This is a genomic window from Aquibium sp. A9E412, assembly GCF_030398335.1.
Classification (GTDB): domain Bacteria; phylum Pseudomonadota; class Alphaproteobacteria; order Rhizobiales; family Rhizobiaceae; genus A9E412.
Genome location: NZ_JAOAOP010000006.1, coordinates 73,043 through 95,491, shown reverse-complemented (window position 1 = coordinate 95,491; position 22,449 = coordinate 73,043). Strand labels below are relative to the sequence as shown.

The window sequence follows — 22,449 nt, the reverse complement described above, 5'->3', positions numbered from 1 at the left end:
CAACTGGAACCCTTAGCAGTCCTCGTCAAGCCGGACCGATCCGGCGGCGGAGGGACCCCGATGTCGGCGTTCTTGATCATCGCTTGCGTGGCCGTGGCCGCGGCCTTGCTCGCCTTCGCCGTCGAGCGCGCCGCGCTCGTCCGCCATGCCGTGTCGGGCGCGCCGCAGCAGGTGCCGCATCTCGGCGGCGGCGCGCCGCAGACGCACGCCTGGCAGCGCTATCACGCGCGCTACTACCCGATGACGCTGCTGTTCATCGCCTTCGAGATGGAGATGATGTTCATGTATCCGTGGGCCGTGGTCTACGTCGCCGAGGGCATCAAGGCGATGGCCGAGATGGGCATGTTCCTCGCCATCCTGTCGATCGGCATCGTCTATGGCTGGCGCGAGGGCGCCTTCCGATGGCAGTGAGCCGGCTGTCAAGCCTGGCCGCGGCCGCCCCGGCGCCGGTCTATGCCGCGATCGGCGAGGGCGCCGCGGCGGCGATCGAGGACCTGTTCCTCGACGCCCGGCTCGACCGCGCCGCCTCGCCGCGCCACGCCGCGCTGCTTCTGGTGTGCGGCCGTTTCCGCGACGACGACATCGCCGACCTGTGCCGGCTGCACGACCAGCTTCCGCATCCGCGCGCCACGCTGCGCTGGCGCGCCGAGGCGCTGCCGGGCTTCACGCCGGACGGCGTCGACCTGGCGCCGGACGCCGACGTGGCGGCGGCGCTGCACGCGGTCTACCGCGCGCTCGTCGCCGGTGCGCGGGCGAGCGAGCCCGCGCTGCTGCCCGACGAGCCGCCCAACCCGTGGCGCGGCCGCGGCGACCACGGCCAGGGCGGCGAGGGCATGATGGGCGGCGTGCCCTACGGCCGGCCCATGGCGATGACCGACGACGACCTGCGCGACGGCCTGGCGCTCGACGCCTATGCCGCGCCGTTCGGCCCGTTCCTGTCGGCGTTCCCGCCCGGCCTGCGCCTCGACCTGACGCTGCAGGGCGACGTCATCCAGAAGCTCGCCGTCGCCCGCCCGCCCTTTGACCAGCCGCTCGAGGCCGCCCATCCGCTGCGCCTGGCCGCGCGCATGCTGCTGCCGCTCGGCCTGCCGGGCCTCGCCGAACGCATGCTGCGGCGCGCCGCCGGGCTTGCGCCCGGCACGCCGGCCGCCGTTGCCGATCTGGCGCGGGCGCTGCGCTGGCGCGGCGCCCGCGCCGCCCTACCGCCCGGCCTCGGCCGCATCCCCGGCGGCGGCGACGTGCGCACCCGGCTCGACGGCCTGCTCGCCGCCGCCGGCCGCGGCGAGGCGGCACCGGCACCGGGCGCGCCGATGGCATTGTCGGAGCTGCTCGTCGGCCGCGAATGGGCCGAGGCGATGCTCGTGCTGGCGAGCCTCGAGCCGGGCTGGCTGCGGCGCGCCTGCCGCGCCGACATGCCGCACGCGCCTTCCGAGGACGCCGCATGACGAGCGCCCTCGCCGCCATCGCCCTGCTCTTCGCGCTGCTCGTCCTCGGTGCGCTCGCCGCCGCGCTGGCCGACGGCGCGGCGGCGGCGCTGGCGCGCGGCCGGCCGGCCGGCGCAGCACTCGCCGTGCCGCTGCGCCGCGCCGCCTTCCTGCTGCACCAGCAGGCCGTGACGACGGAGCGGCCGGACCGGCTCAATTGGCTGCTGGCGCCGGTGTTCTATGTCGTTCTGGCCGCCGTCGGCCTGTCGGTGGTGCCGTTCTCGGCGGATCTGGTGGCGCTCGACCTGGAGACCGGCATCGTGCTGTGGGGCGCCTGCGAATCGCTCGTCGTCGTGGTCGTCTTCCTGCACGGCTGGTCGGCCAACGCGCCCTTCGCCATGATCGGCGCCTATCGCTACGTGGCGATCGGCCTGCCGGCCATGCTGGTCAGCATGTTCGTGCTGATCGCCGCCGCCCTGCCGGCCGAATCGCTGGCGCTGACGGCGGTCGTGGAATCGCAGCGCGGGCTGTGGAACGTGCTGCGCCAGCCGCTCGGCCTGCCGCTGTTCCTGGTGCTCGGCCTGTCGCTCACGCTGCGCGGCCCGTTCGACTATGCCGACCCCTACGATCTCGCCGGCGGCACCTCGGCGGAGGTCTCCGGGCCGCAGCGCGCCGCCTGGCAGGTCGCCCGGCTCACCATGCTGGTGGCGTTCTCGGCGATGGCGGCGACGGTCTTCCTCGGCGGCTATCTCGGACCGGTGCTGCCGGGGCCGGCGTGGCTGGCGCTCAAGACAGCGCTCGTGCTGGCGCTCGTCGTGGCGGCCGGCCAGGCCTTCGCCCGGCTGCCGCCCTCGCGCATGCTGAGCGCGCTGTGGCTGGTGCTCATGCCGCTCGCCTTTCTCGGCCTGGTGATCGCGGGGGTGGAGGCGCTGTGACGATCCTCACCGACATCGTCTTCGTCCTCCTGTCGGGCTTCGCGCTGTGGACGGGCTGGCGCGTCTTCCGCACCGATTCCATGGTGCGCTGCGCCTTCCTGTTGATGCTGTCGTTCATCGCCGTCGGCCTGATGATGCTGCTGATGGCCGCCGTCTACATCGGCGTCGCCACGGTCTTCATGATGGCCGTGGAGATGATGGTGATGGCGCTGTTCATGGTGATGTTCATGATGAACCCGGCCGGCCTCAACCCGATGTGGATGGTCCACCAGCACCGCCTGTCGGTCGCCGCGGGGGTGGTCGCCTTCGCCGGGCTGACGGCGGCCGTCCTGGCGAGCACGCTGCCGGCCGAGCCGCTGCCGCCGGGCAGGCCGGTGGTGCGCGACCTCGGCACGGAGCTGCTCGGCCCCTCGATGCTGATCTTCGAGACCGCCGGCGTGACGCTGCTCGCCACCATGGTGGCGACCGTCATCCTGTCGTCCCGGCGCGGCCGCTTCGGCGACGCCATGGAAGGCGCCTGCCCGCCCGGCCTGGAGCCCGGCGGCGCACCGGCCGGCCGTGCGGAGAGCGAGTCCGGCGGCGGCCATCACCATCACCACCATCACCACGGAGACCATGGATGACCCTCGTCAGCGTGCTCGTCGTCGCCTCCGGCCTGATCGGCATCGGCCTTTACGGCGCGCTGTCGCAGCAGTCCTTCGTCATGCTGATGATGGGGCTGGAGCTGATGCTCAACGGCGTGCTTCTGGCGGTGATCGGCTTCTGGGCCTTCAGTCTCGGCGGCATGCCGGAGGGCCAGCTTCTCGCCATCCTGGTGATGGCGGTGATGGCCGTCGAGATGGCCGTCGGCTTCGCCCTCGTGGTCGCGGTCTACCGCAAGCGGCAGGCCGACATGACCGAGGGCCTCGACCTGTTGAAGAACTGATGCTCTGGCTTCTCGCCCTCCTGCCGGCCGCCGGCGGCGCGGCGCTCTGGGCCAGCGGCGTGCGTGCGCGCCGCCCGCTCGGCCTTGCCGCCGCCCTCGTGCTCGCCGCCACGGCCGCGCTCGCCGGCCTCGCCGCGGCCGGCGGCTGGACCGGCGCGGTCGCCTGGAGCGGGACGCTGCAACTGACGGCGGCGCTGCCGCCGATGGCCGCCGCCGTGGCGCTCACCGTGCCTGTGGTGGCGCTCGCCATCGCCGTCCATGCCGCCGCGCACGAGGCGGCCGACGGGCTGGCGCGGCTCGTCGGCCTGCTGCTCGTCTTCGTCGGCGGCATGCAGCTCGTGGTGATCGCCGGCGACCTGCTGACGCTGTTGATCGGCTGGGAGATCATCGGCGCCTGCTCCTGGGCGCTGATCGGCCACCACTGGCGCGAGGAGGCGGCGCCGGCCGCCGGCCGCTACGCCTTCGTCGCCACCCGGCTCGGCGATCTCGGCATGTTCGTCGCCGCCATGGCCGCCTATGCCGGCGCCGGCGCCTTCTCCTATGCCGCGCTTTCCGGGCTGCCCTCGCCCTATCTCGAGGTCTGCGCCTTCGGCCTGGTGCTGTCGGCGGCCGCCAAGTCGGGCCAGGTGCCGTTCTCGCCGTGGCTGTTCCGCGCCATGGCCGGGCCGACCTCGGTGTCGGCGCTGCTGCACGCCGCCGCCCTGGTCGCCGCCGGCGCCTACATCCTGGCGCGGCTGGAGCCGACGCTGGCCGCCGCCGGCGCCGCCCCCGCCGTGCTCGCCATCGGCCTCCTCACCGCGCTCGCCGGCGGCGTCGTCGGCCTGTTGCAGATGCACGGCAAGAAGCTGCTCGCCGCCTCGACCTCGGCCCATTACGGGCTGATGTTCGTCGCCGTCGGCGCCGGCTATCCCGGCGTCGCCATCCTGCATCTGATCGCCCATGCCGGCTTCAAGGCGACGCTCTTTCTCGCCGTCGGCATCGCCGGCGAGAGGGCCGGCAGCTTCGACCTCGACCGCATGGGCTACGGCCGGGCACTGCCCCTGGTCGCCGCCGCCTCGGCGCTCGGAGCGCTGGCCCTGGCCGGCGTGCCGCCGCTCGGCGGCGCCTGGACCAAGGAGAAGGTGGTCGCCGCCGCCGGCCATGCCGCGCCCTGGCTCGCCGTGGCGACGATCCTCGCCGGCGGCCTCAGCGCCGCCTATGCGGCCAAGCTGCAGTTCCTCGCCTTCGGCCGGCACGGCCCGGCCGCCGCCGATCGCCCGGCCGCGGGCGAACGGGCGGGCCTCGCGCTGCTCGCCGCGCTGACGCTGGCACTGTCGCTCTTGTGGCTGCCGCCGGTGAACCGCTGGGCCGCTGCCGCCCTCGGTGCCGAGCTGCCGCCCGGCAAGGCGTGGGAGCTGGTCGCCTCGCTCGCCATCATCGCGCTCGGTGTGTTCGCCGGCTGGGCCTTCGCCCGGCGCGGCGCCAGCGCGCCCGGCGCGGCCGACTGGCTCGGCCTGCCGGCCCTGATCGACCGCACGGCGGGCGCCGGCGTGCCGGCGCTGGCACGCGCCGCCGCCCGCCTCGACGACCGGCTGTTCGACGCCCTGCCGCGCCTTGCCGGCCGCGCCGGGCAGCGCATCGCCGCCGGCCTGGCCGAGGCCGACGGCCGCGCCGTCGATGCCGGCGTGCGCGGCACGGCGCGTCTGTCGGAGCGCCTGGCACGCGCCGGCGACCGCTTCGGCGAGGCGGCGAGCGACGGCCTCGTCACCGTGCCGGCCGCACTCGCCGGGCAGGCCGGCCGCGCCGCCCGCCGGCTGCAGACCGGCATGTCCCACCACTACTACGCACTCGGCGCCGCGGGCCTCGCGGCGATGATCCTCGTGCTCGTTCTCGGAGGCCTGTGATGCTCACCCTCGCCATCCTCGCGCCGCTCGCCGGCGCCCTCGGCCTGGCGCTGTGGCGCGAGACGGGCGAGACGGCCGCGCGCACCGCCGCGGCCGCCGTCGCCGCCCTGCCGCTGGCGCTGCTGGCGCTCGTCTGGCTCGGCTTCGACACCGCGCCCGGCGCGCCGACCTTCCAGGCCGTCGAGGAGCTGCCCTGGATTCCCAGCCTCGACGTCGCCTGGCGGCTCGGCGTCGACGGCGTGTCGCTGCCGATCGCGGCGATGTCGGCGCTGCTGTTCCTCGGCGCCATCCTGTGGCCGGTCGAGACGGACGGCCGCGCCCGGCAGTACTTCGCCTGGCTGCTGTTCCTGGAGGGCGTCTCGCTCGGCCTGTTCCTGGTGCTCGACCTGCTGCTGTTCTACGTCTTCTTCGACCTGTCGCTGGTCGGCATGTACTTCCTGATCGGCCGCTGGGGCCACGGCGCCGCGCAGCAGGCGGCGCTCAAGTTCTTCGTCTACACGCTGGCCGGCTCGCTCGCCATCCTGCTCGGCATCCTCGGCCTGGTGCTGGCCGGCGCGGGGCCGCTCTCCTTCGACATGCGCGTGCTGATCGAGCGCCAGCCGCTCGAAGGCGCCGGCATCGCCGCACCGCTGGTGCTGCTCGCCTTCGTCGTCGGCTTCGCCGTCAAGACGCCGCTGGTGCCGGTGCACACCTGGCTGCCGCCGGCCCATGTCGACGCGCCAGGACCGGCCTCGGCCATCCTCGCCGGCGTGCTCCTGAAGATGGGCGGCTACGGGCTGATCCGCATCCCGCTGTCGATGATGCAGGAGACCTTCGCCCGCTACGCGCTGGCGATCGGCGTCCTGGCGCTGGTCTCCATCCTGTGGGGCGCGCTCGTCGCGCTCGCCCAGACCAATCTCAAGCGCCGCATCGCCTACACCTCGGTCAACCACATGGGCTACACCGTGCTCGGCATCGCCACCGCCGGCGCGCTGACGGCCGGCGCCGGCCAGGAGGCGGCCCGCCAGCTCGCGCTGACCGGCGCCGTGGTCGAGATGGTGGCGCACGGCCTCATCACCGGCGCGCTGTTCCTGATCGCCGGCGGCTTCTGGACGCGCACGCAGGACTACGACCTCGACGGCTATGGCGGTCTGGCCGGCCGGGCGCCGAAGCTCGCCGCCGCCACCATGCTCGCCGCCTTCGCCAGCTTCGGCCTGCCGGCGCTGGCCGGCTTCGTCGCCGAGTTCCAGATCTTCGCCGGCACCTTCGCGGTGTTCCCGTGGCTCGCCGCCATCGGCGTCGTCGGCCTGCTCGTCACCGCCGCGCTGTTCCTGCGCATGATCCAGAAGCTGTTCTTCGGCCCGCTGCCCGAAACGCACCGCGACTTCGCCGATCTCGGCCGGCGCGAGAGCCTGGTGATGGTCGGCCTGCTGTTCTTCGTGGTGCTGATCGGCGTGTGGCCGACCTGGCTGCTCGCCGTCATCGACCACGGCGCGGCGGTCATCGTGGCGGGGCGCTGACATGCCGCTCGGCGACGTCGCGCCGGAGATCGCGCTGCTGCTGACGGCGGTGGCGATCCTGCTCGCCGCCGGCTTCGCCCCGCGCGCCTGGCAATGGCTTGGCGCGCCGGCCGCGCTCGCCGGCATCGCGCTCGCCGCCACGCTGCTTGCCGGCCAGGTCGGCATGCGCACACTGACCTTTTCCGGCGTCTGGGCGATCGACGGCGCCAGCGTGTGGGCGCGCATGCTGATCCTCGGCGCCACGGCCGTCGCCGTGGTGATGACGCCGCCCTGGCTGAGGACCGACCGCCGGCACGGCGAATATTACGCGATCCTGCTCCTGTCGGCGCTCGGCGCGATGGCGCTGGCGGCCGCCGCCGACCTGCTGCAACTGCTCATCGCCGTGCTTCTGTCCTCGGTGACCGGCTACACGCTGGCCGCCTACCACCGCGACTGGGGCCCCTCGGTCGAGGCCGGCATGAAGTACTTCCTGATCGGCGCCTTCGCCAACGCCATCCTGGCGATCGGCGTGGCGCTGATGGTCGGCACGCTGCAGGCCACCGGCTTCGCCGAGATCGCCGGCGCCGCGCCCGGCGCGCTGTCGCCGCTGGCGCTCACCGGCCTCGCCCTGACGGTGGCCGGCGTCGCCTTCAAGCTCGGCGCCGTGCCCTTCCACAGCTGGATGCCGGACGTCGCCGAGGGCGCGCCGGCGCCGGCCGCCGCCTTTCTCACCGTGGTGCCGAAGATCGGCGCGGCGGTGCTGCTTCTGCGGCTGGTCGACCTGTTTCCCGCCGACATGGCGGCGATCCGCCCGCTGGTCGCGCTGCTCGCCGTCGCCACCATGACGCTCGGCAACGCCGCCGCGCTGTGGCAGGACGACGTGCGCCGCATGCTCGGCTGGTCCTCGGTCTCGCAGTCGGGCTACGCGCTGATGGCGGTCTGTGTCGTCGGGCGCGCTGACGAGGCGGCCGCCGCCCTGCTCGTCTTCCTGCTCGGCTACGCGGTCGCCAACCTGGCCGCCTTCGCCGTGGTCACCCATCTGCGCGGCCGCACCGCGCGCGCCGACTATGCCGGGCTGGCCGGCGAGCGGCCGCTCGCCGCGCTGGTCCTGGTGACGAGCTTCCTGTCGCTGGTCGGCATTCCGCCGCTCGCCGGCTTCATCGGCAAGCTGGCGCTGTTCGCCGTCACCATCGAGGGCGGCTATGCCTGGCTCGCCGTCGTCGCCGTTCTCAACACGGTGCTGTCGCTCTATTACTATCTGCGCGTGCTCGGGCCGGCCTATTTCGCCGCCGCGCCGGGGCGCGTGGCCACGCTCGGCCGCTGGACGCTGGTCGCCATGGCCGCCTCGGGCGCGCTGGTCGCCGGCTTCGGCCTTGCCGCCGAGGCGAGCTTCGCGGCGCTGTCGGGCATCCGCCTGGCGCCCTGAGGTCCGCCGTCTGAGCGGCACCGGGCGCGGAACGCCGGGCCCGGCCGGCCGTTGACCGGCAGGCCGGCGCGCCGGGCGCGCGCACGAGCAGTTGCAGGAGAGCCGAACCGTGGAAGCGTTCGTTCAAAGCATGATGCAGACACTCGGCGTGTTCGGCATCGCGCTGCTGATGTTCTTGGAGAACATCTTCCCGCCGATGCCCTCCGAGCTCATCATGCCGCTGGCCGGCTATCGCTCGACCCAGGGCGACATGTCGATCGTCGCGGTGATCGTGTCGGGCAGCATCGGCTCGCTGCTCGGCGTCGTGCCGTGGTATTACGCCGGCCGCTGGCTCGGCAAGGCGCGCACCAAGCGCTTCGCCGAGCGGCACGGCCGCTGGCTCACCCTGTCGCCGGCCGACGTCGAGCTGGCCGACCGCTGGTTCAAGGACAAGGGGCCGCTGGCGGTGCTGTTCGGCCGCCTGGTGCCGACCGTGCGCACGCTGATCTCGGTGCCCGCCGGCATCGCCTGCATGCCGCTGCCCCGCTTCCTGGTCTATTCGGCGATCGGCACGGCGATCTGGACCTCGGCGCTGGCGCTCGCCGGCTACCTGCTCGGCCAGGCCTACGAGACCGTGTCGGCCTATGTCGGGCCGGTGTCGAACGTCGTGCTGGTGCTGATCGCCGTCTACTACGTCTACCGCGTCGTCACCTTCGACCCCAACCACGGCGAGGACCGGCTGCAGCGCCAGCGCTGAGGCAGGGCAACCGGCGCCGCAAACCGCGGCACGGCCGAACGCTGGCGGCGCCCCGGTCCGGCCGCCTTGAGCCTGTCGCCACCGCCGCGCGAACGGGCGCCGACGGCGCCCGTCCGCGATCGCCGGCCGGCCCGCGCGCGTGCGGCTCAGTCGCCGACCTTCTCGCCCGACGGCTGCACCAGGTACCACTCGCCGCCGAAGCTCTCGATGTCCTGGCCCTGCGGCGCGTCGGCGCCCTGGTCGCGCGCGAAGTGGTAGAGCGGCCAGCCATTGTAGGTGACCACCTGCTCGCCCTCGTGGTCGAGCGTGCCGAGCATCGCCGCGTCGACGCCCTCGCCCGCCTGCGGCTCGCCCTGCGTGGTGTAGAGCGGCCAGGCACCGAGACAGGCCTCGCTGGTGCAGGTCACGCGCGCCTGTTCGGCGCCGTCGGGCTTGTCGGTGGTGAACAGATAGAGCGCGCGGCCGTCGGCGTCGGCCAGATGGCTGCCATGCGCCTCGCTCTCGGCCACGGTGACGGTCGCCCCGTCCTGCGCCAGCGCCGGCGCGGCGGCAAGCGCCGCGATCGCTGCGGTCAACAGATATGCCTTCATCGTGCAATCCTCCGAAGGGGGTGAAGCAGGCGAAACGGCGACGGCGCGGCAGCGGTTCCGCGCGCCCTGCGCTCAGCCGGCGAACGGCGCGTCGGCGAGCCCGCGCACGCCCGGACGGCAGGCGAACAGGCTGCCCGACAGCGGCTCGGCGGCGATCTGCGCGGCGCTCGCGCCCTGTCGCGAGGTGGTGATGAACAGGGTGTCGAGGCCGGCGCCGCCGAAGGCGCAGCAGGTGGGCCGTTCGACCGGCACGGCGATCTCGGCGTCGATGCGCCCGTCGGGCGCGATGCGCACGACGCGCCGGCCCTGCCAGGCGGCGCTCCACACGCCGCCCTCGGCATCGACGCAGGCGCCGTCGGGCACGCCCGCCTCCGACCGCAGGTCGGCGAACAGGCGCGCGCCGCCGAGGGCGCCCGTCGCCGGGTCGTAGTGGTAGGCGCGAATCGTGCGCTGCGGCGAATCGGCGAAGAACATCGTGCGCCCGTCGGCGCTGAAACAGGTCGAGTTGGCGCAGGCGACGCCCGCGATCAGCGTCGTCACCGTGCCGTCGGGGTCGAGCCGCACGACGCTCGAGCTGGCCGCCCCGGTGACCTCGTTCATGCCACCGGCGACGAACCGCCCCTGCCGGTCGGTGCGTCCGTCGTTGAGGCGCGTGTCGGGGTTCTCGGGCTCGAAGGGGGCGACGGTCTCGAGCGCCTCGGTGGCCGGATCGAACAGCGCGAACCGGTCGGCCAGCGCCAGCACGAAGCCGCCGGTCGCGCGCGGCGCGAAGCAGCACACCCGGTCGGGCATGGCGATGCTGTCGCTGCGGCCGGCCTCCGGATCGAGCCACCACAGCCGGCGGCCGTCGATGTCGGTCCACCAGACCCGGCCGTCCGCCGGGTTCCACAGGATGCCCTCGCCATGCGCGTTGCGGCAGTCGAGCGCCAGGTCGGCGATGGTCATGCGTCTCCTCCTGCTGCCGCCGGGCAAGCCTGCCCGACGGCGCCCCACCTGTCGCATTGGGCGCGTTTGCGGACGGCGAACCGGTTTCCACCTCGCCTGAAAACGCGTCAGAACAGCGGGAAGTCGCCGATCGCCTCGTTGCGGGCGAACCACGGCGTCTGCCGGCCGCCGGTGGTCGCCACGACGCGCCGCTTGAGCCCGCGGAACAGCTCGGAGGCTTCCAGCAGGCCGTCGCCGTCCGCATCGGTGTCCGCGCGCGCCGGGCCGAGCACGGTGACCAGCGCGTCGGTGAAGACGCCGCCGGACACGCGGCTCGTCTCCAGCGACTGCTCGCGCCCCTTCGACGCCGCGAACACCGAAACGCCCGACGGCACCTCGGCCAGCAGCCGGCCGACCGCCGCATCGTTGGTGGCGAACAGGCCACGCCCGGCGAGCCCCGAGTGGCAGGCGTCGAGAAAGACGGTGACCCGCGCCCGGCTTTCAACAACGAGAGCGGCGATGCGCTCCCAGCCGAGCGCCGTTTGCGCCAGCGCGTCGGTGCGCGTGTCCTTCAGCGCCAGGTAGAACCGGCCGGCCGCATCCTGCAGGCCGTGCCCGGCGAAGAACAGCATCAGGTCGGTGTCCGGGCCGCTGTCGGCGACGGCGCGGGCGATCGCCTGCAGCACCGCCTCGCGCGAGGCCTCCGCATCGCCGAGCACCGTCGTCGACACCGCGTCATAGAGCGGCGAGCCCGCCGCCGCCGCCGCGGCGAAGCGCCGTGCGTCCGACGCGGCATAGGCGAGCGCGCCGAGCCGCGGGTCGTCGTAGCCGTCGACGCCGACGGCGATCACCGCGAGCCGCCGGCCGCCGGCCGCCGGCAGGTCGCGCCCGAGCGGCAGGCTCGACAGGCCGCCGCTGTCGCGCGCCACCACGGTGATCGCGCGTGCGCCGGGCCGCCGTGCGACGCGCGCCGTCAGGCCGCGGCCGCCGTCGGCCGCCAGCGTGTCGGTGAGGAGCCCGTCCTGATAGACGCTGACGGCGGCGAGCGGCCGTCCGCTCGTCTGCGTCAGCGACAGGGCGAGCGCATCGTCCTGCGGCCGCACCGTCACCGCGACGACCGGCGGCGCGTCGAGCGCCACGGGCTCGGCCGCGAAGCGCCGCGCCAGCACCGCGTCGGCGAGCCGCGGCCGGCGCAGCAGCGCCTCGAACTGGCGCATGGCGTAGCGTCCCGCCACGCCGGGCAGCCGCACCGAGACCTGCTCGGCCCCCTCGTAGGTCGCGTCGAAGAAGCCCTCGTCGGTCCACACCACGACCTCGTCGTCGCTGTAGGCGCCGTGCAGCATGGGCGCGGCCTGCGCCACCCAGTTGGCCGGATCGCGGCCGCCGGGCGGCGGCGGCAGCGGCTGCCCGCCGGTATAGGTGCCCGGCGCGCCGGCAAGGTCGTGCAGCGCGAAGGTGCCGTCGGAATTGAGCTGCACCAGCGTGCGCCCGTCGGGCGTCAGCGACACGCCGGCGAGCGCGCTCGCCCCGGCGAGGCCGAACAGGCTGGCGCGCAGGCGCCATTCGGCGAGGTCGAACACGGCGGCCGCGCGCGCGGCGTCCGACCACACCAGCAGATAGCGCCCGTGCGCCAGGCCGAGCTCGAACGGACAGCCGGCGAGGCTGGTCTCGCAGGCGGTGCCGAAGGCGCGCATCGGCGCAGCCAGGTGGCCTTGCAGGTTGAAGACGCGGCCGGGCCGCGCGGTGTCGTGCACGAACAGCGTGCCGTCGATGTTGCCGCCCGAGCCGCCGTAGCAGTTGCCGTTGAAGACGGTGACCGTGCGGTCGGCCGAGCGGTGCTGCCAGGCGGTCGGTCCGCTGAGGCCGAGATGCACCATCACCCCCTGCCCGTCCTCGGCCGGCGCCGCGACGCCGCACACGAAATGCGCGGTCAGCGCCAGCCGCACCGCCGGGTCCTCGGCAAAGCCGTGCACCGGCGCCTCGGTCTCGCCCAGATCCGCGATGCCGCCGACCACCGGAAAGGCTTCCGGCGCGACCGGCGCGAAGGCCGCCACGCGGTCGACCGGGATGCCGAACTCCGCCAGCCGCCGGCGCATGCGGTCGGTTGTGTCGGCGCTGCGCGCGGCCAGGCCGACCGCGCCGCGCGGCGTGGCCGCCGCCGTGTCGGCCGCGCTTGCCGGTGCGGCCGCCGCCTCCTGCCACGCCGGTGCGGCATAGGCGGCGTGCGCGGCCGCCACGTGCGGCGCGCGGTCGCCGCCGGACTCGGTCTCGCCGGCGCCGGGCAGCACGGTGAAGCGGAGCCCCTCGACGAGCGGGAAGGCCTGCGGCTCGGCCGGCGGCACCACGGCCGCGACGCGCACGGCGAAATCCCACAGGCTGCGGTCGCGCCCGTCGAACGGGCTGAAGGTCTCGGCGCCGCCGATCGCGGCCGCTTCCTGCTGGAAGGCGTCGAAGCCGTCGTCGCCGGCCTGTCCGGTGAGGAACAGGCCGTTCTCCAGATCGATCGCCAGGGCGGCGTGCTCGAGCGCCGTGCAGGCGTTGCACGAGGGGAAGCTGACGAAGGTGCGCGCGTCCTCGCCCAGCGCCGGGCGCACGCCGATGCCGCCGGAGCTGCCGTAGCCGAGCACCAGGAAGCTGTCGGCCCCGGCCCAGGCGATCTCGAAGACCAGATCCGGGTCGAGCTCGGTGATGCGCGCGATCAGCGCGCCATCGACCGCGTCGACGAGCTCGACGCCGCCCTCGCCATAGGCGGTGACGAAGCGGCCGCCGGGCGAGAAGCGCGGCTCGCTGCCGTTGCGCTCGGCCAGTGTCAGCCCGCTCTGCGCGTCGACGAGCTGCCAGGCGCCGTCATGCACGGCGATCCGCCGCGCGCCGTCGGGGCCGGCGAGCACGGCCAGCGGCTCGCTGAGATCGAACGGGTCGGCGACGCGGATGCGCGGCCGGCCGGGCGTGACCTGAAGCGTGCGCTGCCAGCGGTTCTGCACGATGGCGCCGCAGCCGGTCGCCGTCACCAGCGCCGCCTCGACGCCGAGCGGCCCGGCGACCAGCGGCACGAAGGCGAAACCGCCGTCCGGCCCCGCCTCGGCCGATTGCAGCGGCACCACGGCGCGTGTCCGCTCGGCCCCGAAGGCGAGGCCGAAGGGCGCCTCGGCGCCGGGCATCAGCCCGTAATGGCCGCCGCCGGCAAGCCGCACCGGCCGGTCGAAGGCGAGCATCAGGTAGCTCGCCATCCGCGCCTCCGGCGCGCCGCGGCGCCACGTCACCGGCACCCGCTCGCCGGCGCGCACCGGACCCTGCGGCACGGCGATGGCATGGTCCGGCGCGATGCGCGCCATCTCCGTCTCGATCCAGCCGCAGAACGCCTCGTCGAGCGCGGTGCCGCGCCAGGCCTGCGGCGTCTCGGCCGCCGCCGGCCGGGCGGCGAGCGATAGAAATCCGGCCAGGAGCACGGCCAGCAGAAGCTGCGGTCTCGGCATCGCGTATGCCCCGTCATGCGGCGCGGCGGCGGCGCGCGGCACGGGCCGGCCGCCTCAGCCGGGCGCAAGGATGCGCCGGCCCGGCGGCGAGATCAAGGTCGGCCGGCACCGCGCACAGCGCGGCAGACCGGTCCGCCCGCCTCAGCCGGCGAGCCAGGCGCCGATCGCCTCGGCCTCCGCCTCGATGGACGGCTCCGCCGTCACGACCCGGGCGCCGCCGCCCAGCGCGGCTTCCGCCCGCGCGGCGAGCGCGCGGCCGATCGCGTCGCCGTCGGCCACGACGAGGCCGGCCACCGGCACCGTCGGCGGTTCGAGCGCGGCCTCCGCGGCGGCCAGCGCGAGGGTGCGGTAGGCCTGCGGGTCTTCCGCCATCGCCACCACCTTGTGCGTCAGCACCGCCGGGTCGAGCCGCCGCTCGCCCCAGCGGATGGCCGCGCGCGAGCGCTCGAACCACGGCCAGTAGAGCTCGCCGTCGCGCGCCCGGTACCAGGCGCGGGTGAGATGGGTGCCCTCGTCGTCGGGCAGCAGCGGCGGCGCATAGGCCTCGGCGAAGCCGGACCGCCCGTGCAGCGGAAAGGCCGGCCGCACCAGAACGACGCGGCCGCGATGGCCAAGCCGCGCGGAAAGCCGCAGCGCCAGGCCGGCGGCGAGCCCGCGCGCCACGAGTGTGGCGTCGGGCGCCAGCGCCCCGTCGAGACCGGCGGCGAGCGCGGCCACGAGGTCGTCGGCGGTCGCCCCCGCCGGCAGCGGCGCCGACGGGCCGATGCCCGGCAGGTCGGGCATCGCCACCTCGCCATGCCCGGCGAGCGCGCGGCCGAGCGGCGCCTCGATGACGCTGCTGCCCGGCACGTCGTGCAGCAGGAGCACGCGGGCCGGCCCGTCGCCGGTGCGCCGCAGCCGCATGTCGCCGACGCCGCACGCCGCCATCCGCGACCATGGCAGGCCGGCGCGCGGCGCCGGCGGCACGGCCGGCGGCGCGTCCTCCAGGTCGGCGGCCTCGCCGAGATAGGCCTCGATGCGCGCCGCCCAGGTCTCGACGTCGTAATCGTGCGGCTCGACGCGGATCGACGGGCCGAGCGGCGGCAGGCGTTCGAGATGCGGGTAGAGCAGGTCGTCGCGCCGCGCCATGATGAGAGCCGGCCAGGCGACGGCGCCGAGCGCCGCCTCCGGCCGGTAGCGGAAGGCGCTGGCATAGCCGACCCGCCAGCGGTCCATCACCTTGAGCAGGTCCATCGCCGTGCCGTGCAGCTGGCGCGCCGGCGGCATCGACAGATCGTTGCGGTTTTCCGGCACCGGGCCGTCGTTCCACGGGAAGAACAGGTAGTTCTCGCGCATGCGCGCCCACAGGCCGGGCAGGTGCAGCCCGTCCCACAGCGGCATCAGCGGCTGCAGGTAGCCGGCCAGGAAACGGCGCCGCTCGGCCTCGCTGAAGACGGGAAAGCCGTCGAAGATGGCGCGCGACAGGCGGCCGGGATGGCGCCGCCCCATCTCGAGCGCGATCAGGCCGCCGGTGTGCCGGCCATAGGCCGCGCAGCGGGCGATGCCGAGCGCGTCGAGCGTGGCGGCCAGCGCATCGGCGAAGTCGGCGATCTCCGGCTGTTCGGGCGCCAGCGGCTCGCTCTCGCCGTAGCCCGGCATGTCGAGGGCGATGGCGGTGAAGCGGCGCGCCAGCCGCTCGACCAGCGGCGCCTGCTCGACGGAGGATTTCGGGCAGGCATGCAGCAGCACGACGGGCGGCCCCGAGCCGGCCCGCCGGTAGTGCACCTGACGGCCGCCGACGGTGACGAAGTGGCGCTGATGGCTCACCCGCCCGCCCCCATCAGCCGGTCGGGCACATAGGTGACGAGCTCGGGCAGGAAGACCAGCATCAGCACCACCACGAGCATGGCGGAGACGAAGGGCCAGACCTCGACGTCGCGCACCGCCACGCCGCCGACCGCGCCGGAGATGTAGAGCTGGATGCCGACCGGCGGCGTCACCGTGCCGATCAGCAGCGTGACCATGACGATCAGCGCGAGCTGCAGCTCGTCGAGACCGAAGGCGCCGACCAGCGGCATGAACACCGGCACGAAGATGATCATCGCCGCCAGCCCCTCGACGATCAGGCCAATCAGCAGCAGCATGACGACGATCAGCAAGAGCAGCATCGTCGGCGACGGGTCGAACCAGCCCAGCACGTCGACGATCATGTTGCCGAAGCCGTGCAGCGACAAAAGGAAGGCGAAGACCGAGGCCGAGGCGAGGATGACCATCGGCAGCGCCGTCATCTCCACCGCATGGGCGCAGACGCCGAGCAGGCTGCGCACCGTCAGGTCGCGGTAGACGAACAGGCCGACGCCGATGCCGTAGAGGCAGGCGACGACGCCGGCCTCGGTCGGCGTGTAGAAGCCGGTGAAGATGCCGCCGAGCAGGATGACGGGCGCCAGCAGCGCCGGCAGCGCGGCGAGCGTGACGCGCACACGCGCGCGCATCGGCACGCGTTCGGAGCGCGGATAGCCGCGCCGCTTGGCCATGAAATGCACCAGCACCATCAGCGCCAGCCCGATCAGCAGGCCGGGCACGATGCCGGCCAGGAACAGCCGGCCGATCGACATCTCGGTGATCGTCGCATAGATCACCATGCCGATGCTCGGCGGGATGATCGGGCCGATGGTGCTGGAGGCCGCGGTGATGCCGGCGGCGAAGCCGGGATCGTAGCCCTCCTTCTTCATCGCCGGGATCAGCATCGAGCCGATCGCCGCGGTGTCGGCCGAAGCCGAGCCGGAAATGCCGGAAAAGAAGATGCTAGCGAGCACGTTGACCTGCGCGGTGCCGCCCGGCCGGTGGCCGACGAAGGCGCGCGACACCTCGATCAGCCGCCGCGTCAGCCCCGCCTGGTTCATGATGACGCCGGCCAGGATGAAGAACGGCACGGCGAGCAGCGGGAAGGAGTTGAGCGAATCGACCATGCGCTGGGCGGCGATGATGCCCGGCAGGCCGATATAGAACAGGTTGACGACGCTGGCGCACAGCATGGCGATCGCCACCGGCGCACCGATGAGCAGCAGCGCGAGAAACACGCCGAAGAGCAGCGCGAGCTCCATGCGGTCAGGGCCTTCGTGTGCGGTCGGTGGGCGGCACGGCGCGCAGGTGGCCGAGCTGCCAGACGAGCACCAGGACGACGAGCGTCAGGCACAGCGGCACCGAGAGATAGAGCATCGCCTGCGGCGCACCCGGCAGGCTGTAGAACGAGGCGTTGCGCTTGTTCCAGGCGATCTGCCAGCCGAACCAGGCGACCGAGCCGAAGGTGAAGATGCCGGCCAGCCGGCCGACGAGCAGCGACAGCCGCTCCGCGGCCGGGCCGAAGCGGTCGATGACGAAGGTCACGCGGATGTGGCTGTTGCGCAGCGTGGCGGCGACGACGCCGAGATAGACGGCCCACACGAACAGGTAGCGTCCGAGCTCCTCCGTCCAGGCGAGCGGCGCGTTGAAGAAGGTGCGCAGGATGACCTGGAGCGCGACCAGGAAGGTCGCGAACCCCAGGAGCGTGGCCGAGGCGGTGTCCGTCAGGGCAAGCCCGAGGGACCGCCGCGGCCGCTCGTCGTCGTCGTGCCCCACGGGCCTACTCGGTGGCGAGCAGGATTTCGAGAAGCGCGTCGGAGCCCGGATGCATCTCCGACAGCTCGCTCCACAGCGGCTTCATCGCCGCCTGCCACTCGGCCGGGTCTTCCGGGTCCACCACGGCCATGCCGAGCTCTTCCATCTTGTCGTAGGCCGCCGCGGCGTTGGGCTCCAGAATGGTGGTGTTGACCCAGATGCCGGCCTCGTCGCCGGCCTCGGCGATCGCCGTCTGGTGCGCCTCCGACAGGCCGGCCATCGTGTTCTTGTTCATCACGATGCCCATGGCGGCGAACATCTGGTTGGTCTTGACCAGCGACTCCGTCACCTCGTTGAACTTCATGTCGAGCGCGGCGAAGGCCGGCGAATCGAGCCCTTCCACGACGCCGGTCTGCAGCGACAGGTAGATCTCGCCCCAGGTGATCGGCGTCGGCTTGGCGCCCATCAGCTCGTACATGCGGATCCAGGTGTGCGATTCGGCCGAGCGCATGTTGACGCCCTGCATGTCCTCGAGCCGGGTGATCGGCTCGCCGCGGAAGATCAGGTCGCGGAAGCCGACCTCGAGCCAGCCGACGATCTGCGCGTTGGAGTTCTCCATCACGCCCTGCCGGATGCGCTCGCCGAACTCGCCGCGCAGCGCGTTGCGCGCGTGCTCCCAGGAGCGGAAGGCGAAGGGATACGACGTCACGGTGATCGGACCGTAGTAGGAGTCCATGTGGCCGAGCGAGGTGATGGTGGCGTCGACGCCGCCATTGTTGAGCAGGTCGAACAGCTCGCGCTCCTGGCCGAGCTGCGCGCCGGGAATGATCTGCACCTCGACCTCGCCGCCGGTCTTCTCGGCGACCAGCTCGGCGAACTTGTTGGCCGTCTGGTCGATCATGCCGCCGACGGCGTGATGGTGGCCCATGCGGATCGTTTCCTTCGCCGCCGCCGGGAGCACCGCGAGCGCGGTGCCGAGAATGACGGAGACGGCCAGAAGACTGCTGCGGCGCATCATGGATCGGTCCTTCCCATTGTTCGTTAGATCTATTTTTGTCCGGACTTTGCGAGAAACCCGGTTCCCCAACGGTCGGAGGTTCGTGCGACCTCCGTCTCATTGGCCATGAGTTTATTATTTGTCCGGACTTTTGTAAAGCGAACCGTCGCGCCGCCGACCGGCCGGCGCGCCGGCCTCACGCGTGCGCGTCGAACCACCGTTCGGCCTCGAGACGCTCCCAGATGCGCTCCATCACGCGGCCGGCGCGGGCGCGCAGCCGGTCCTCGTCCTCGGGCAGGAAGCGGCCGTCGAGCAGCTTGAAGCGGCCGTCGATCACGACGTGGCGCACCGCCGTCCCGTTGGCGTAAAGCAGGTTGTTGAGCGGCTCGGGCGGCAGCGCGCCGCTGCCGACCAGCGGGCCGCTGACGTCGACGGCGGCGAAGTCGGCGCAGGCGCCGACCGACAGCCGGCCGAGATCGGGCCGGCCGAGCCCGTCGGCCAGCACCCGGGTGGCCGAGGCCACGGCGTCGTCTGCGGTGGGCGCGCGCACCGCGGCATGGCCCGCCGCCTGCCTGGCCGCCGCGCGCACGCGGCCCTTGATGACGGCGAGCTTGAGGTTTTCCAGCATGTCGTTGGAATGGGTGTCGAGGCCGATGCCGGCCGGCACGCCGGCAAACAGCGCCTCGGGATAGGGCTGCGTGCTGACGCCCGCCCCGCCGGCCGACGGGCAGTGCACATAGGTGACGCCGCGCGCGCGCAGCAGGTCGGCATCGGCCGCCCAGTCGACGGCCGTCATGTGCGCGCCGAACACCGGGCCGTGGCCGAACAGCCCGTGCTCCTCCAGAAAGCGCACCGGCGAGCGGCCCCACAGCCGCTCCACCGCCTCGCGCTCGGTGACGCGCTGGGCGATGTGGATGTGCAGGCCGCCGCCGATCTCGGCGACCGCCGCGCGCAGCGCCTCGAGCGTCTCCGGCGTCTGGGTGTCGGTCGCGTGCGCGGCCATCATCGGCCGCATCAGCGCATCGCTGCCCGTCTCGCGGGCGAAGTCGCGGCCGGCCTCGATGCCGGCGACGATCTCGGGAATGGCGTCGATCAGCACCCGGTCGTTCGCGCGGAACCAGATCGCCGCCAGCCGCTCGCTGCCCGGCACCATGACGGCGGGAAAGCCGCGCACCCCCCAGCGCCGCGCCACCCGCACATAGGCGCGCGCCTGGTCGAGCGTCAGCGACATCTCGAGCTGCGCAGTGCAGCCCGAGCGCACCATCTCGGCGAGGTTGGCCGCCGTCAGCGTGTCGAGGTCGTCGGCGTCGAGGCCGCCGAGCAGCTCGAGCGGGCGCATGTAGGGCCGCCCCTTCTCGATCACGCCGCGCGTCGGCAGCCCGGCGATGACGTGGGTGTGGCCGCTGATCAGGCCGGGCAGCACGAGATGGGCGCGCGCGTCGAGCCGCGGCAGGGCGAGCGTCGAATCGTGCGGACGGATCGCCTCGATGCGCCCGTTGCGCACGATCATGCTCATGTCGCGCGACAGCTCGGGGCCGGCCCGGTCCTCGTGCAGCAGCCAGCCGCAGTCCACGACATAGGTGCCGGCGGTCGTCAGATAGGGCGGATGAGAAGGACCAGCCGGCATCGATACGCGAACTCGGTTTACGGGCGTGCGGGCCGGATTAAGGCGGCGGCGACCGGCGCTGTCAAGCGAGCGCCGGCCCGGGAGCGGCCCTGGCCGGCCGCAATTCCCGCTTGAGTTGCAAGCACTTGGCGCCGCCGGCAGCGCGGCCGGCCGGCGCCGCGCTCAGCTCCGCGCGGCGCTCTCGCCGCCTTCCAGGCGCCACGGCTCGAGGATCTCGCGCGCCACCGCGCGGCCCTTCGGCGTCAGCCGCAGCAGCTCGCCGTCGCGCACGATGTGGCCGCGGTCGAGGCTGCGCACCAGCACGCGGCGCGCCCGCGCGGCGTCCCAGCGCAGATGCTCGCCGAGCGCCCGCGCGACGTTCTCCTCGTCCTGCTCGTCGCCGCCCTCGTGGTTGTAGAGATGCACGGCGAGCGTGCGGCATTCGTTGGCGAGCGCCTGGCCGCGCCGCCGCATGCGCTGGGCGATCAGCCCGTAGCGCGGCCCGAACAGGAAGGCGAGCGCCAGGAAGACGCCGGTCATCACCGCCATCATGCCGCCGATCGACACGTCGAGGAGCACGGCGAGAAAATAGCCGGCGGCGCTCGACGCGGTGGCGATCAGCGCGGCGTAGACGATCATCAGCCACAGCCGGTCGGTCAGCAGATAGGCCGCCGACGGCGGCACGATGACGAAGGCGATGAACAGCACCGCGCCGACCGCGTCGAAGGCGGCCACCGCGGTGGCGCTGGTCAGAAGCAGCAGGCCGTAGAACAGCGCCACCGGCGCGAAGCCGAGCGCGGTGGCGAGCGCGGCGTCGAAGGTGGCGAGCTTCAGCTCCTTGTAGAACAGCACCACGAAGGCCAGGTTGACCAGCGTCATCGCCCCCATCCAGACGAGCGACTGCGGCACTGCCAGGCCGCCGAGCGTGACGGTGTCGAGCCACACGAAGCCGATCTCGCCGAGCAGCACCATATGCGCGTCGATGTGCACGTCGCGGGCATAGAGGTTGAGCAGCAGCACGCCGATCGAGAACAGCACCGGGAAGACCAGGCCGATCGCCGCGTCGGCCTTGACCCGCCGCGTGCCGGCCAGAAGCTCGGTGAGGAAGACGGTGAGCACGCCGGTCAGCGCCGCGCCGACGATCTGCACCGGGCCGCTCTGCTGGCGGGTGACGAGCCACACCACGACGATGCCGAAGACGATCGAGTGGCTGATCGCGTCGGACAGCATCGACTGGGTGCGCAGCACCAGGAAGGTGCCGACCAGCGAGGCGGCGATGCCGACCAGCGCGCCGGTCGTCACGATCATCAGCGGCACGTTGGAAAACAGCGCCTCGAGCATCACGCGCGCTCCTCGTCGAGCCGGCCGAGCACGCGCTCGGCCTCGGCCACGCCGGCCGGCGTCAGCCGCCAGTGCACCGCCTCCTGCGGCATGTGGCGCACCGGCGCCACCAGCCCGCGCGCGGCCAGCCGGGCGAGCGCGCGGCGCGTGTGCAGCCCGTGATAGGTGTCGAGCGAGCCCTGCTCGGAGCGGTAGCCGGCCGCGCCGTGGTGGGCGGCCAGCCGGTAGAGCGTCGTCAGCACCTGCTGGCTCTTCAGGTTGCGCGCCGCGCGGCGGTGGCGCACCGCCTCCCACAGCAGGCCGCGGCCGGGCGCGACGAGCAGCGACACCAGCACCAGCGCCGACACCGCCAGCACGATCAGCGGTCCGGTGGCGAGCCCGCGGTTGAGCGCGCTGACCAGCGCGCCGAACACGCCGGCCGCCATGCCGATCAGCGCCGACAGCACGACCATGCTCTCCAGCCGGCCGGTCCACTGCCGCGCGGCGACCGCCGGCGCGATCACCATCGCCGCCATCAGCACCACGCCGACCATCTGCAGGCCGACGACGACGGCAAGCGCGATCATCACCGTCAGCACCACCTCGAGCGCCAGCACCGGCAGGCCGAGCGAGGCGGCGAAGACGGGATCGAAGGTGACCAGCTTGAGCTCCTTCCACAGCGCGGCGACCAGCGCCACGGCGACCAGCGTGATGCCGCCCATCACCCAAAGGTCGCCGCGCAGGATCGCCGCCGCCTGGCCGAACAGGAAGGAATCGAGGCCGCCCTGCGCGGCGTTGCCGAGCCGCTGGATGTAGGTCAGGAGCACGATGCCGACGGCGAAGAACAGGCTGAGCGCGATGCCGAGCGCGGCATCGGTCTTCAGCCGGCTGTTGCGGGTCAGCGCCAGCACGACCAGCGCGGCGAGCGCGCCGGTGGCCAGCGCGCCGGTCAGGATGGCGCCGAGATCGCGCGCCCCGGCGACGATGAAGCCGAGACAGACCCCCGGCAGCGCGGCGTGCGAAAGCGTGTCGCCGAGCAGGCTCTGCTTGCGCAGCACGGCGAAGCAGCCGAGCACGCCGCTGATGATGCCGAGCAGCGCGGCGCCGATGGCGACGTTCTGGATGGTGTAGTCGCCGAGAAAGGCGAGCATCG

Annotated in this window: 19 protein-coding genes; 9 read left to right on the top strand and 10 right to left on the bottom strand. The window is 73.5% G+C overall.

Features of this window, described 5'->3' with window-relative positions:
- Positions 1-60 precede the first annotated feature (60 nt).
- The 9 genes from N1F89_RS04780 (at position 61) to N1F89_RS04740 (ending at position 8,807) form a co-directional block, all read left to right on the top strand.
- Positions 61-411 carry an NADH-quinone oxidoreductase subunit A gene (locus N1F89_RS04780; protein WP_290082007.1) on the top strand — a complete coding sequence of 117 codons (351 nt, stop codon included), beginning with the start codon at positions 61-63 and terminating at the stop codon, positions 409-411.
- Positions 402-1,445: a hypothetical protein gene (locus N1F89_RS04775; RefSeq protein ID WP_290082006.1), complete on the top strand. Its 1,044-nt coding sequence runs from the start codon at positions 402-404 to the stop codon at positions 1,443-1,445. The genes N1F89_RS04780 and N1F89_RS04775 overlap by 10 nt, the downstream gene beginning before the upstream one ends.
- On the top strand, positions 1,442-2,359 hold the full coding sequence (locus N1F89_RS04770; protein ID WP_290082004.1) for an NADH-quinone oxidoreductase subunit H: 918 nt from the start codon (positions 1,442-1,444) through the stop codon (positions 2,357-2,359). The genes N1F89_RS04775 and N1F89_RS04770 overlap by 4 nt, the downstream gene beginning before the upstream one ends.
- A complete protein-coding gene (locus N1F89_RS04765) occupies positions 2,356-2,982 on the top strand; it encodes an NADH-quinone oxidoreductase subunit J (protein WP_290082002.1) in 627 nt (208 codons plus the stop codon). The genes N1F89_RS04770 and N1F89_RS04765 overlap by 4 nt, the downstream gene beginning before the upstream one ends.
- The gene (nuoK, locus tag N1F89_RS04760; protein WP_290082000.1) at positions 2,979-3,284 is read left to right on the top strand and encodes an NADH-quinone oxidoreductase subunit NuoK; all 306 of its coding nucleotides are present in this window, start codon (positions 2,979-2,981) and stop codon (positions 3,282-3,284) included. Before N1F89_RS04765 ends, nuoK begins: the two co-directional genes overlap by 4 nt.
- Complete coding sequence (locus N1F89_RS04755; RefSeq protein WP_290081998.1) at positions 3,284-5,167, top strand: proton-conducting transporter membrane subunit; 1,884 nt, start codon at positions 3,284-3,286, stop codon at positions 5,165-5,167. The genes nuoK and N1F89_RS04755 overlap by 1 nt, the downstream gene beginning before the upstream one ends.
- A complete protein-coding gene (locus N1F89_RS04750) occupies positions 5,167-6,666 on the top strand; it encodes an NADH-quinone oxidoreductase subunit M (RefSeq protein WP_290081995.1) in 1,500 nt (499 codons plus the stop codon). Before N1F89_RS04755 ends, N1F89_RS04750 begins: the two co-directional genes overlap by 1 nt.
- Position 6,667: 1 nt before the next feature.
- Positions 6,668-8,071: an NADH-quinone oxidoreductase subunit N gene (locus N1F89_RS04745; RefSeq protein WP_290081993.1), complete on the top strand. Its 1,404-nt coding sequence runs from the start codon at positions 6,668-6,670 to the stop codon at positions 8,069-8,071.
- 130 nt (positions 8,072-8,201) lie between these two features.
- On the top strand, positions 8,202-8,807 hold the full coding sequence (locus tag N1F89_RS04740; RefSeq protein ID WP_290081991.1) for a DedA family protein: 606 nt from the start codon (positions 8,202-8,204) through the stop codon (positions 8,805-8,807).
- 146 nt (positions 8,808-8,953) lie between these two features.
- On the opposite strand, the gene N1F89_RS04735 is transcribed toward N1F89_RS04740, so the two are convergent.
- From N1F89_RS04735 to N1F89_RS04690, 10 genes are all read right to left on the bottom strand, one after another.
- Entirely contained in the window at positions 8,954-9,397 is a 444-nt protein-coding gene (locus N1F89_RS04735) for a hypothetical protein (RefSeq protein ID WP_290081988.1), read from the bottom strand.
- 72 nt (positions 9,398-9,469) lie between these two features.
- Positions 9,470-10,342, bottom strand: a complete 873-nt coding sequence (locus N1F89_RS04730; RefSeq protein ID WP_290081985.1) for an SMP-30/gluconolactonase/LRE family protein — start codon at positions 10,340-10,342, stop codon at positions 9,470-9,472.
- 107 nt (positions 10,343-10,449) lie between these two features.
- Entirely contained in the window at positions 10,450-13,797 is a 3,348-nt protein-coding gene (locus N1F89_RS04725) for a caspase family protein (protein WP_290081982.1), read from the bottom strand.
- Between the two features lie 141 nt (positions 13,798-13,938).
- On the bottom strand, positions 13,939-15,603 hold the full coding sequence (locus tag N1F89_RS04720) for an alpha/beta fold hydrolase (RefSeq protein WP_290081979.1): 1,665 nt from the start codon (positions 15,601-15,603) through the stop codon (positions 13,939-13,941).
- Entirely contained in the window at positions 15,600-16,880 is a 1,281-nt protein-coding gene (locus N1F89_RS04715) for a TRAP transporter large permease (RefSeq protein ID WP_290081977.1), read from the bottom strand. Before N1F89_RS04715 ends, N1F89_RS04720 begins: the two co-directional genes overlap by 4 nt.
- A gap of 4 nt (positions 16,881-16,884) precedes the next feature.
- Entirely contained in the window at positions 16,885-17,394 is a 510-nt protein-coding gene (locus N1F89_RS04710; protein WP_290081974.1) for a TRAP transporter small permease, read from the bottom strand.
- Between the two features lie 4 nt (positions 17,395-17,398).
- Entirely contained in the window at positions 17,399-18,391 is a 993-nt protein-coding gene (locus N1F89_RS04705; RefSeq protein WP_290081972.1) for a TRAP transporter substrate-binding protein, read from the bottom strand.
- Positions 18,392-18,566: 175 nt separating this feature from the next.
- Complete coding sequence (locus N1F89_RS04700) at positions 18,567-19,997, bottom strand: amidohydrolase family protein (protein ID WP_290081969.1); 1,431 nt, start codon at positions 19,995-19,997, stop codon at positions 18,567-18,569.
- A gap of 162 nt (positions 19,998-20,159) precedes the next feature.
- Positions 20,160-21,317: a metal ABC transporter permease gene (locus N1F89_RS04695; RefSeq protein WP_290081966.1), complete on the bottom strand. Its 1,158-nt coding sequence runs from the start codon at positions 21,315-21,317 to the stop codon at positions 20,160-20,162.
- Positions 21,317-22,447 carry a metal ABC transporter permease gene (locus N1F89_RS04690; RefSeq protein ID WP_290081963.1) on the bottom strand — a complete coding sequence of 377 codons (1,131 nt, stop codon included), beginning with the start codon at positions 22,445-22,447 and terminating at the stop codon, positions 21,317-21,319. The genes N1F89_RS04695 and N1F89_RS04690 overlap by 1 nt, the downstream gene beginning before the upstream one ends.
- Between the last annotated feature and the right edge of the window lie 2 nt (positions 22,448-22,449).